Raw genomic sequence first — 10,984 nt, forward strand, 5'->3', positions numbered from 1 at the left:
GCGCACCCGTACCCGGACCCGCTGCCCGGCGGCCGCCCCCGAGGCGACCCCGGAGAGCTGACCCGCGTTCCCGTGAGGGGCGGCCCGGACTTCCCGGGCCGCCCCTCCGGCGTTCCCGGGCCGATAGGCTCGGGGTTACCCGCCAGTTCGCCCCGGTCGCCGGAGGTCCGTCCATGAGCATGCCGCCGTTCCTCACCCTCCCGTCCGGTGCGCGTGCGCTGCGGGTGGCGACGGCGCGCGGACGGTTCGCGGCGCTGCGGGCCGAGCCGGCCGGGCCGGTGCGGGGCTCGGCGCTGCTGATACCCGGCTTCACCGGCAGCAAGGAGGACTTCGTCGCGCTGCTGGCGCCGCTCGCCGCGGCCGGCTACCGGGTGACCGCCGTCGACCAGCGCGGCCAGTACGAGACGGGCGGCCCCGACGACCCGGCCGCCTACGCGGTGGCCGAGCTGGGCGAGGACGTGCGGGCGCTGAGCGCCGCACTGCTGGCCGAGGACGGCGCCGGGCCGCTGCACCTGCTGGGCCACTCCTTCGGCGGCCAGGTGGTCCGCGAGGCCGTCCTGGCCGGGGCGGCGGCGGGCGCGGACGGCGCGGCGCTGCCGTGGGCGTCGCTGACGCTGATGTCCACCGGCCCCGGGGCGATCGACCCGGCCGAGGCGGAGCGGACCCGGCTGCTGACCGGCGTCCTGGCCTCGATGGGCCTGGAGGAGATCTGGCAGGTGATGCAGCGGATGGAGGAGGACGGCGGGGAGCGCGCCCGGCGTCCGTCCCCCGAGGTGGCCGCCTTCCTGCACCGCCGCTGGCTGGCGAACGTGCCGCAGGCGCTGATCACCACCGGCGGCCACCTGGTCGCCGCGCCGGACCGGGTGGACGAGCTGGCCGCCGTGGTCGCCGCCGGCCTGCCCGCCCTGGTGCTCTCCGGCGAGCGGGACTACGCGTGGCCGGTGCCGGAGCAGACCGCGATGGCCCGGCGGCTGGGCGCCCGCCGGGTGGTGGTGGCGGACGCCGGGCACTCCCCCAACGCCGAGCGCCCGGCCGCCACCGCCGAGGCCCTGCTGGCCCTCTGGGGCTGACGCCCGGGCCCTTTCGGGCCGACACCGGGGCCCTGGGTCGACGACTCCGGGAGACTCCTGGTACAAGAGGGGCGACAAAATTCGTTAGTTGCGGTAATATTTGATTCGGTCCTGGAAACATCGTCGACAGTGCCGTCGGCGTTCCGTCGACGCGATCCATCCGAAACCAGGACTTCACGGACGGGCAACGACCCGGTAGCAGCGCCACCGCAGCGTGGTTCACGAGGGACCACGCGCCTCTGGCGAGCAGGGGGGAGCCCTCTTTGCCGCGACAGCGGTCGGTCGACGACTCGACCCGACAGACCCCGGAAGGGCTGACCCCGACTCAGCCACGACCGCCCCGCCCGACGGGGCCAGGAAAGGACAGGCCCATGCGCTTCGAGATCCTCCGACTGGACGACGCCCACGGCACCGCCACCGACCGCCTCATCGCCGACGCCGAGACCGTCCGCGAGCTCGTCCAGGCCGCCGCCCGCACCGGCGAACGGCTGCTCATCCGTCCGTGCCCGACCGTCTGACCGGGCGCGGCACCCGGGAGTCCGAGCACTCCCCCGCCGCCGACGAGCCCGGACCGTCCGACCCGGACGTCCCGATACCCGACTGACGCCCCGTCATCGCAGCAGCGACAGCGGGGCGTCAGCGCATCCGGGCCCGGACGGCGACGCCCTCGCGCCCCGCCTCGAACGCCGTCCCGAACCCCGGCCGCACGCCGCCCGAGCGGCGCACCCCGGCGCGCGCCGCCGACGTTTGCCGCCACCCCCCGCTGGACATTTCCCAACAGGAGCCGCCCGCACCGCGCCCACCCCGCGCCGCGCGGGCACCCGCCACCGACAGGTGCCGCCGAGCCGCCCCCGTACGGGTGATCGTCCTTGACGCGGCGGTCCGGAGGGAGGAGCGTTGACGGCTATGAGGGGCGAGCCAAGCTGCCCGAGGTGCGCCGGTCGGGTCCGCGCCCCCGGTCTGTTCTCAGACACCTGGCAGTGCGACCGGCACGGCGCCGTGCACCCGATGCAGCCGGTGCTGCCCCCGAGCGTCGAGGCGCTCGGCGTCGCCGTCGCCCGCTCCCAGGTCCCCGTCTGGCTGCCCTGGCCGCTGCCGGTCGGCTGGCTGTACACCGGGATCGCGCACGTCGGCGACGACGTCTCGGGCGCCCGGGCCACCGCCGTCGCCTGCGCCGGGCCGGCCCCGCTGGGCGGCTTCGGCGAACTGGTGCTGGTGGCCGAGGAGCTGGGCGTGGGCCTCGGCGCCCGGTACGCGGGGCTGTCCGGCCCGGACCCCGGCGACTCCGTCGGCCTCTACAAGCCCGCCGACGCCAAGCTGATGGCCGCCGGGCGGCCGACGCCGATGTTCCACGTGCCCGACGCCCCGGCGGACCGCGCGGTGTTCGTCGGCGAGGCGCGCGGCCTCTGGCTCTGGGCGGTGGCCTGGCCGGAGCAGTCGGCCCTGGTGATGTACGACGAGCTGGTGCTGACCGACCTGCGGGAGGCCGGCGCGGAGCTGGGCCTGCTGCCCTGCGGGGCGCTCACCCCCCGGCTGCTCGGCTGACCCGCGTCGGCGTCGGGGGCCTGCCACGGCGGCCGCACTATCCTGGGCGTCACCCCGCCGGCAGGCCGTGCCGGCGCCAGCGCCGCCCGGCGCCGACCCCCGAGGAGCACCACCCGTGCGCATCGACCTCCACGCCCACAGCAACGCCTCCGACGGCACGGACAGCCCGGCCGAACTGGTCGCGGCGGCCGTCGGGGCCGGGCTGGACGTGGTGGCGCTGACCGACCACGACACGGTGGCGGGCCACACCGAGGCGGCCGACGCGGTGCACGCGCTGCCGCCCGGCACCCGGCTGACGCTCGTCCCCGGCGCGGAGCTGTCCTGCGTGGTCGGCGACATCTCGATGCACATGCTCGCCTACCTGTTCGACCCGGCCGAACCCGGCTTCGCGGCGGAGCGCGAACTGGTGCGCACCGACCGGTTCCGGCGCGGGCGGGCGATCGTCGAGCGCTGCCGCGAGCTGGGCGCGGACATCAGCTGGGAGCAGGTGCAGCGGATCGCCGGGGAAGGCTCGGTGGGCCGCCCGCACATCGCCAGCGCGCTGGTGGAGGCGGGCGTGGTGGCCTCGGTGTCGGACGCGTTCACGGCGGACTGGCTGGCCAACGGCGGGCGGGCGGACGTCCGCAAGCACGAGACCGACCCGGTGACGGCGGTCCGACTGGTCCGGGCCGCCGGCGGGGTGCCGGTCTTCGCCCACCCGGGCGCGGTCAAGCGCGGGCGGACCGTCTCCGACCAGGTCATCGCCGACCTCGCGGCGGCCGGGCTGGCCGCGCTGGAGGTCGACCACATCGACCACGACGACGCCACCCGGGAGCACCTGCGGGGCCTGGCAGCCGAGTTGGGGCTGCTGACCACCGGCTCCAGCGACTACCACGGCGCCCGCAAGACCGTCCGCCTCGGCGAGTTCACCACCGACCCGGCCGTCTACGAGGCGCTCGTGGACCAGGCGACCGGCGCCAAGCCGATCGGCGGCTGAGCGCCCCCGCGGCGCCCATCGCGCCCGCAGCACCCTCCGCCCCCACCCGCCGCGCCTGCCAGCTGACTTGACGCCGGGTCAGTCCAGCGGGACGCCCCGGCGCTCCGGGTCGCGCAGGTCGGTGCCGTGCCGGAGCCAGCGCTCCTGGAGGGCCGCCGCGCCGTGCACCCGCTTCCAGCCGGCCTCGTTCGGCGTCATCGGCAGCAGCGGCAGGAAGCGGACCGGATCGGCCGGCGCGTCCAGCTCCAGGTCCTCCACCAGCCCGCCGGGTTCGGCCGCCAGCACGGAGGTGAACGGCGCGCCGTCCCAGAGCGGGGCGCCCAGGTCCAGCGAGCCGCCGGGCGCCACCACCAGGCCCTCCACCTGCGGCGTCGCGGCGAAGGTGGCCAGTGGACGGAGCACGCCGTCGCGCCCGCCGCGGATCGTCAGGACCAACTCCGCGCGCGGGCCGCGGACCTGGTCGACGACCGCCGCCGCCGGGTCGGCCATCGGCGCGGCGGCCATCCCGAGCGTGGCGTAGCGGACCAGGCCCTCGGAGTCCGGGCCGAAGCGCAGCACCTCGATGTGGTCGGCGCCGAGGAAGGTGACGGCGGCGCGGCCGCCCGGCTCGCCGAAGGCGGTGAGCAGCCGGGCCTCGACGGCGGCCAGCACCGCCGCGCGGGAGGGGCCGTGCGGGCTGCCGCCGGAGGGGTCGCCGAAGAGCGGGAAGTCGTGGGCCATGCCGGTGAGCGTAACCCGCGGACCGCGGGCCGTTGGCACGGCCTTTACGTGAACACGGGCGCGGCGAAGGCGGTTCGGATGTTAGTGTGAGCGACTGGCTACCGGGGATCCTCATCCTCCGGGGCAGCGGCGCGAAGGAGGTGGTTGCGGTGGATACCAGCCGACCATGCAGTACCGGCAGCTCTACCCGGCCCGATCGCCTTCCCCGTACCCCTCGACGCGCGGGCTGAAACAGCGGGCCTGAGAGACCTCGGCAATCGCCGGGCCTCCTCCCCAGCACCGCGGACCCAGCCTTCCCGTGCGGACGCACGGCGGAACTCCGGTCCGGCCGGGAGAGCACCCCACCGACGTCCGGCCGTTCCGTTTCCCGTGCCCCGGCAAGGCACCCGGGGGCGGCCGCAGGCGCCGGAGTCCATCGGTGTTCCTCCGCCGTCGCACCGCGGCCGTCCGTCGTCGCGCCGTCGTGCGTCGGCTCCTGCCCAAGGGAGCCTGCCATGTCGATGATCAACAGCCTGCGTGCCGCCGTCCGCACCAGCCGCCGCCGTTCCGCGGCGGCCCTGTTCGACACGATCCACCCGGGCGCGACGCCGTCGGCGGTGGTGGACTGCGCGGTCTACCAGCACGGGAAGCGGCAGGGCGAGACGTGCAGCCCGCGCGACGCCGCCCGGCTGGTCAAGGCCTCGAAGCAACTGCCGGACGGTGACGGGTCGTTCAGCTGGATCGGGCTGCACGAGCCGACCGAGGCGGAGTTCGAGGGCATCGCGCAGCGGTTCGGGCTGCATCCGCTGGCGGTCGAGGACGCGGTGCACGCCCACCAGCGGCCGAAGGTCGAGCGGTACGACGACGTGCTGTTCGCCGTCTTCAGGACGATCCGCTACCTCGACCACGACCAGCTCACCCCGACCAGCGAGGTGGTCGAGACCGGTGAGCTGATGGTCTTCGCCGGGCGGGACTTCGTGATCACCGTGCGGCACGGCGGGCACAGTTCGCTGAAGGAGCTGCGGCACCGGCTGGAGACCGACGCGGACGGCTCCGGGCTGCTCGCCAAGGGCCCGTCGGCGGTGCTGCACGCGATCGCCGACCACGTGGTGGACAACTACCTGCTGGTCGCGGACCAGTTGCAGACCGACGTGGACGAGATCGAGTTCGAGGTGTTCTCCAACCGGGGCGGCCGGGGCGCGGACGTCGGGCGGGTGTACCAGCTCAAGCGCGAGGTGCTGGAGTTCAAGCGCGCGGTGGCGCCGCTGCTGCGGCCGATGCAGCAGCTGTCGGAGCCGTTGCAGCGGCTGGTCGACCCGGAGATCCAGAAGTACTTCCGGGACGTCGCCGACCACCTGGCCCGGGTCACCGAGCAGGTGCACGGCTTCGACGAGCTGCTGAACTCGCTGCTCCAGGCCAACCTGGCGCAGGTGTCGGTCGCGCAGAACGAGGACATGCGCAAGATCACCGCATGGGCGGCGATCTTCGCCGTGCCGACCATGATCACCGGCGTGTACGGGATGAACTTCGACTACATGCCGGAGCTGCACCACAAGTACGGCTACCCGATGGTGCTGGGCAGTGTGGTGCTGATCTGTATCGGCATGTACCGGGGCTTCCGCCGCAACGGCTGGCTGTAGCGCCCGCTACCGCCGGTCTGCGCGGGCGACCAGGACCAGTCCGGCCAGGATCAGCAGCACCGCCGGGTAGGCGGCGGCCGGGGGCCACTGGCCGAGCCAGAGCGCGGCGATCAGCGCGGCGCCCGGGGTCTCCAGCAGGATCGCGGTCGAGGTGACCGAGGGGCCGAGGGTGCGCACCACCCGGTTGCTGAGCGAGTGGCCGAGCAGCTGGGCGGTGACCATCAGCAGCACGATCTGCCACCAGGCCCCGGCGGACCAGCCGGACAGCGGCGTCCCCGCGGCCAGGCAGACCACCAGCAGCACGGCTGCCGTGGTGGCGTAGCAGACCAGGGTGTAGGCGGTGGTGCTGACGGTGCGCCGGACCTCGGCGCCGAGCAGCAGGTAGCCGGCGGCGGCGAGCCCGGCCGCGAGCGCGAGGGCGTCGCCGGCCAGGGCGCGCGCCGAGAGCGAGAGGTCGACGCCGGTGAGCACCAGCACGCCGGCGAAGGCCACCCCGGTGCCGAGCCAGACCATCCGGGGCGCCCGCACCCCGAGCAGCCGCATCAGCACGATGGTCCAGAGCGGGGTGGTGGTGACCAGGGCGGTCGCGGAGGCCACCGAGGTCATCCGCAGGCTGGGCATCCAGAGCGCGAAGTGGACGGCGAGCAGGACGCCGGCCGCCACGGCGAGCAGCAGCGCGCGGCGGGGGACGGCGCGCAGCTCGGCGCGGTGGCGCAGCAGCGCCCAGGGGCCGAGGACGCCGACCGACATGAGGTTGCGCCAGAAGGCGATGGCCAGGGCGGGCGCGGCGGTGGCGCTGATCAGCGGGGCGGAGAGCGAGATGCCGGCGACGGAGACCGCGAGCAGCAGCAGGTCCGTCCTGGGGAGCGGGCGCGCGGGTGCGGCGGGTACGGCGGGTGCGGGTACGGCGGGTACGGCGGGTGCGGGGGCGGTGACCGCGGCGGGGTCGGCGGTCTCGGGCCGGGCGGCGGGCACGGCGCTCCTCGGGTCGGGTCGGCGTTGCGGGTCGGCGTTGCGGGTCGGCGAGGGGTGGTTCGGGTCGGGGAGGCTCCTACCGTAAGGCCCGTGCGCCGCCCATGGAACTGTCGCCCGGACCACGGCCCCTCGCCCGCGCGGCGCAGGCCGTACGCTGTGCGCCATGGACCGTACGCCTGCCGCAGCCGCGACCGCCGACGACTTCCTCGACCGGGCGCTCCTGGAGGAGGCCGCGAAGAAGTCCGGCCTGCTCTGGGTCCGCGCGGACGGCCAGGAGCACGCCAGGGCGCTCTGGCACGCCTGGCACGACGGCGCGGTGGTGGTGGTCGGCGACGGCGCCGAGCAGCCGCTGCACGGACTGGCCGGCGGAACGGGCGCGACGGTGACCGTCCGCAGCAAGGACAAGGGCGGCCGGCTGACCGGCTGGCCGGCCCGGGTGGTCGAGCTGGCCCCGGGCGGCGAGGCCTGGCTGGGCGCCGTCGAGGAGCTGAAGGGCAAGCGGCTGAACGCGCCGGACACCGACGCCATCACCGACCGCTGGGCCCGCGAGTGCCGGGTGCTGCGGCTGGAGCCGGCCGGCCCGGCGGGCGCCGAACTCGCCGAGCGGCCCGGCGTGATGCCGGAGGACTCGCACGTCGCGGTCCCGCTGCCCACCCCGGCCACCACCCGCCGCCCGGTCCCGGCCGGCCTGCCGAAGCTGCTGCTCAAGCGCCGCAAGGGCTGACGCCCCGCCACGCCCGCCCGCGGCCCCCATTCCGCCCCCCTGTCGCCCGATTCGCCCGGCTTTCGCCGAGCCCGGGCGGAGATGCCCGAGTAGCCTTGGCCGCGGGGCGTGCCCGCGGCGCCCGACCAGGCGTCGAGCGAGGCGAGGGAGTCCAGAAGTCCATGGCAGGGCCAGGCAACCGGGTCTTCATCTCGCACCTGTCCGGCATCGCCGTCTTCGACCCGAACGGCGACCAGGTCGGCCGGGTCCGGGACGTCGTGGTCGCCCTGCGGGTCGGCGGCCGCCCGCCCCGGGTGCTCGGCCTGGTGGTGGAGGTGGTCGGCCGGCGCCGGATCTTCCTGCCGATGACCAGGGTGACCAGCCTGGAGTCCGGCCAGGTGATCACCACCGGTGTGATCAACATGCGCCGCTTCGAGCAGCGCCCCGCCGAGACGCTCGTCCTCGCCGAACTGCTGGACCGCACCGTCACCTGGACCAAGACCGGCCAGGACGTCACCGTCCTGGACGTCGCGATGACCCAGACCCGGCTGCGCGAGTGGGAGGTCGGCAAGGTCTTCGTGCAGGTCGGCCGGGTCGGCCGGCTGCGCAAGGCGCGCGGCGAGACGCTCACCCTGGACTGGCAGGACGTCACCGGCTTCACCCTGCCCGAGGAGAACCAGGGCGCCGCCAACCTGCTCGCCACCTTCGACCAGCTGCGCGCCGCCGACCTCGCCAACGTCATGCACCACCTGTCCGCCAAGCGCCGCGCCGAGGTCGCCGCCGCGCTCGACGACGAACGGCTCGCCGACGTCCTGGAGGAGCTGCCCGAGGACGACCAGGTCGAGATCATCGGCAAGCTGAAGGACGAGCGGGCCGCCGACATCCTGGAGGCGATGGACCCGGACGACGCCGCCGACCTGCTCTCCGAGCTGCCCGGCGACGAGGCCGAGCGACTGCTCCAGCTGATGGAGCCGGACGAGGCGGAGCCGGTGCGCCGGCTGCTGACCTACGAGGAGAACACCGCCGGCGGCCTGATGACCACCGAGCCGATCGTGCTGGAGCCGGACGCCACGGTGGCCGAGGCGCTGGCCCGGGTGCGGGTCTCCGACCACAAGCCGGCCCTCGCCGCGCAGGTCTTCGTCTGCCGCCCGCCGAACGAGACCCCGACCGGCAAGTACCTGGGCACCGTGCACTTCCAGCGGCTGCTGCGCGAGCCCCCGTACACCCTGGTCGGCTCGCTGGTCGACGACGACCTCGACCCGCTGCCGCCGGACACCCCGCTGTCGCTGATCACCAGCTACCTGGCGACGTACAACATGGTCGCCGCCCCGGTCGTCGACGACGCGGACCACCTGGTCGGCGCGGTCACCGTGGACGACGTGCTCGACCACCTGCTGCCGGAGGACTGGCGGGAGGCCGCGCTGCACGGCGGTCCCGCCGACGAGAGGGAGGTGCCCGGTGGACGCTGACCGCAAGGGCCGGCGGGACGAGTCCCCGCGCCAACGGCTCCAGGGCGAGCTGCGGGAACTGCGCCAGCTGCGCGAACTGCGCGCCCGCGAGGGCGGCGCCCGGGACCGCCGCACCGAGCCCGCCGCCACCGGCCAGTCCCCCCGCAGCCGGCTCGACCAGCCGCGCACCGCCCGCCCCGGGCTGATCACCCTGCCGTCCTACGACCCGGAGGCCTTCGGCAAGCTCTCCGAGCGGATCGCCCGCTTCCTGGGCACCGGCCGGTTCATCGTCTGGATGACGGTGGTGATCATCCTCTGGGTCGCCTGGAACACCCTGCTGCCCGACGCCGCCCGGTTCGACGACTACCCCTTCATCTTCCTGACCCTGATGCTCTCCCTCCAGGCCTCCTACGCGGCGCCGCTGATCCTGCTGGCGCAGAACCGGCAGGACAACCGGGACCGGGTCAACATGGAGCAGGACCGCGCCCGCAGCGACCGCAACATCGCCGACACCGAGTACCTGACCCGCGAGGTCGCGGCACTGCGCCAGGGCCTCGGCGAGGTCGCCACCCGCGCCTTCATCGCCTCCGAGCTGGGCAGCGTCCGCTCCGAACTCCAGGCGCTGCTCAAGGAGATCGACGAGCGCCGGGAGACCCCCGGGGTGCTGTGACCTGCGGCACGCTACCGACCGGTTATGCACCCCGCGCGGCGCCGTACCATCAAGGCATGGCCAACGAGACAGAGGTCGCGGCCGGCGCCACGGAGGAGTCCGTGCGCCAGGCGCTGGCGACCGTCAACGACCCGGAGATCAACCGCCCGATCACCGAGATCGGCATGGTGAAATCGGTCGAGATCGGCGAGGGCGGCGCCGTGCGGGTCGCGGTCTACCTGACCGTCTCGGGCTGCCCGATGCGCGACACCATCGTCACCCGGGTCCGCGAGGCCGTCGGCCGCGTCCCCGGCGTGACCGGCGTCGAGGTCGAGCTCGACGTGATGAGCGACGAGCAGCGCAAGGAGCTCTCCCAGCTGCTGCGCGGCGGCGCCCCCGAGCGGGAGATCCCGTTCGCCAAGCCCGGCACGCTGACCCGCGTCTACGCGGTCGCCTCCGGCAAGGGCGGCGTCGGCAAGTCCTCGGTGACCGTCAACCTGGCCGCCGCGATGGCCGCCGACGGCCTGAAGGTCGCCGTGGTGGACGCCGACATCTACGGCCACAGCGTGCCGCGCATGCTGGGCGTCGAGGGCCGGCCCACCCAGGTCCAGGACATGATCATGCCGCCGCAGGCGAACGGCGTGAAGGTCATCTCGATCGGCATGTTCACCCCGGGCAACGCCCCGGTGGTCTGGCGCGGCCCGATGCTGCACCGCGCGCTGCAGCAGTTCCTGGCCGACGTGTACTGGGGCGACCTGGACGTCCTGCTGCTGGACCTGCCGCCCGGCACCGGCGACATCGCCATCTCGGTGGCCCAGCTGGTCCCCAACGCGGAGATCCTCATCGTCACCACCCCGCAGATGGCCGCCGCCGAGGTCGCCGAGCGGGCCGGCACCATCGCGGTGCAGACCCACCAGAAGATCGTCGGCGTGATCGAGAACATGTCCGGCATGCCGTGCCCGCACTGCGACGAGATGATCGACGTCTTCGGCACCGGCGGCGGCCAGACCGTCGCGGAAGCGCTCACCCGCACCGTCGGCGCCACCGTCCCGGTGCTCGGCTCGATCCCGATCGACGTCCGCCTGCGCGAGGGCGGCGACGACGGCCGCCCGGTCGTCCTGGCCGCCCCCGACTCCCCCGCCGGCGCCGCCCTGCGCGCCGTCGCCGGCAAGCTCGGCGGCCGCCAGCGCGGCCTCTCCGGCCTCTCCCTCGGCCTCACCCCGAAGAACAAGTTCTGACGCGGCACCGACCGCGAACGCCCGCGGGGGCCCACCGGATC

General features: G+C 74.8%; 11 protein-coding genes. 9 read left to right on the forward strand and 2 right to left on the reverse strand.

Annotated elements, in window-relative coordinates:
• Positions 1–173: 173 nt before the first annotated feature.
• The 4 genes from ACFU74_RS32465 (at position 174) to ACFU74_RS32480 (ending at position 3,591) form a co-directional block, all read left to right on the forward strand.
• Positions 174–1,070 (forward strand): alpha/beta fold hydrolase, encoded by an 897-nt coding sequence (locus tag ACFU74_RS32465; RefSeq protein ID WP_380763335.1) that lies wholly within the window; start codon positions 174–176, stop codon positions 1,068–1,070.
• Positions 1,071–1,441: 371 nt separating this feature from the next.
• The gene (locus ACFU74_RS32470; protein WP_350563393.1) at positions 1,442–1,588 is read left to right on the forward strand and encodes a hypothetical protein; all 147 of its coding nucleotides are present in this window, start codon (positions 1,442–1,444) and stop codon (positions 1,586–1,588) included.
• Positions 1,589–1,976: 388 nt separating this feature from the next.
• Positions 1,977–2,615, forward strand: coding sequence for a DUF6758 family protein (locus ACFU74_RS32475; protein WP_380763337.1), 639 nt, complete (start codon positions 1,977–1,979; stop codon positions 2,613–2,615).
• A 115-nt stretch (positions 2,616–2,730) separates the two neighbouring features.
• Positions 2,731–3,591: a PHP domain-containing protein gene (locus ACFU74_RS32480; protein ID WP_380763339.1), complete on the forward strand. Its 861-nt coding sequence runs from the start codon at positions 2,731–2,733 to the stop codon at positions 3,589–3,591.
• Positions 3,592–3,669: 78 nt separating this feature from the next.
• Here the strand turns inward: ACFU74_RS32480 and ACFU74_RS32485 are convergent, their stop codons facing one another.
• A complete protein-coding gene (locus tag ACFU74_RS32485) occupies positions 3,670–4,311 on the reverse strand; it encodes a suppressor of fused domain protein (RefSeq protein ID WP_380763341.1) in 642 nt (213 codons plus the stop codon).
• Between the two features lie 494 nt (positions 4,312–4,805).
• On the opposite strand from ACFU74_RS32485, the gene corA reads away from it, so the two are divergent.
• Positions 4,806–5,930 (forward strand): magnesium/cobalt transporter CorA, encoded by a 1,125-nt coding sequence (corA, locus tag ACFU74_RS32490; RefSeq protein WP_380763343.1) that lies wholly within the window; start codon positions 4,806–4,808, stop codon positions 5,928–5,930.
• A 6-nt stretch (positions 5,931–5,936) separates the two neighbouring features.
• On the opposite strand, the gene ACFU74_RS32495 is transcribed toward corA, so the two are convergent.
• Positions 5,937–6,905 (reverse strand): DMT family transporter, encoded by a 969-nt coding sequence (locus ACFU74_RS32495; protein ID WP_380763345.1) that lies wholly within the window; start codon positions 6,903–6,905, stop codon positions 5,937–5,939.
• 163 nt (positions 6,906–7,068) lie between these two features.
• Here ACFU74_RS32495 and ACFU74_RS32500 point away from each other — a divergent pair, with 163 nt between their 5' ends.
• The 4 genes from ACFU74_RS32500 (at position 7,069) to ACFU74_RS32515 (ending at position 10,943) form a co-directional block, all read left to right on the forward strand.
• Positions 7,069–7,629: a hypothetical protein gene (locus ACFU74_RS32500; RefSeq protein WP_380763347.1), complete on the forward strand. Its 561-nt coding sequence runs from the start codon at positions 7,069–7,071 to the stop codon at positions 7,627–7,629.
• A 161-nt stretch (positions 7,630–7,790) separates the two neighbouring features.
• Positions 7,791–9,077: a magnesium transporter MgtE N-terminal domain-containing protein gene (locus ACFU74_RS32505; protein ID WP_380763349.1), complete on the forward strand. Its 1,287-nt coding sequence runs from the start codon at positions 7,791–7,793 to the stop codon at positions 9,075–9,077.
• Positions 9,078–9,153: 76 nt separating this feature from the next.
• Positions 9,154–9,726, forward strand: a complete 573-nt coding sequence (locus ACFU74_RS32510; RefSeq protein WP_380763353.1) for a DUF1003 domain-containing protein — start codon at positions 9,154–9,156, stop codon at positions 9,724–9,726.
• Between the two features lie 56 nt (positions 9,727–9,782).
• Positions 9,783–10,943, forward strand: coding sequence for an Mrp/NBP35 family ATP-binding protein (locus tag ACFU74_RS32515; protein WP_380763351.1), 1,161 nt, complete (start codon positions 9,783–9,785; stop codon positions 10,941–10,943).
• Positions 10,944–10,984 lie beyond the last annotated feature (41 nt).

This window comes from Kitasatospora sp. NPDC057500 (genome assembly GCF_042802195.1).
Classification (GTDB): Bacteria; Actinomycetota; Actinomycetes; order Streptomycetales; family Streptomycetaceae; genus Kitasatospora.

Excerpts from the sequence above, each read along its gene's own strand:
- ACFU74_RS32465 (WP_380763335.1), top strand. The coding sequence starts at position 174 with ATGAGCATGCCGCCGTTCCTCACCCTCCCGTCCGGTGCGCGTGCGCTG.
- ACFU74_RS32470 (WP_350563393.1), top strand. The coding sequence starts at position 1,442 with ATGCGCTTCGAGATCCTCCGACTGGACGACGCCCACGGCACCGCCACC.
- ACFU74_RS32475 (WP_380763337.1), top strand. The coding sequence starts at position 1,977 with ATGAGGGGCGAGCCAAGCTGCCCGAGGTGCGCCGGTCGGGTCCGCGCC.
- ACFU74_RS32485 (WP_380763341.1), bottom strand. The coding sequence starts at position 4,311 with ATGGCCCACGACTTCCCGCTCTTCGGCGACCCCTCCGGCGGCAGCCCG.
- corA (WP_380763343.1), top strand. The coding sequence starts at position 4,806 with ATGTCGATGATCAACAGCCTGCGTGCCGCCGTCCGCACCAGCCGCCGC.
- ACFU74_RS32500 (WP_380763347.1), top strand. The coding sequence starts at position 7,069 with ATGGACCGTACGCCTGCCGCAGCCGCGACCGCCGACGACTTCCTCGAC.
- ACFU74_RS32505 (WP_380763349.1), top strand. The coding sequence starts at position 7,791 with ATGGCAGGGCCAGGCAACCGGGTCTTCATCTCGCACCTGTCCGGCATC.
- ACFU74_RS32515 (WP_380763351.1), top strand. The coding sequence starts at position 9,783 with ATGGCCAACGAGACAGAGGTCGCGGCCGGCGCCACGGAGGAGTCCGTG.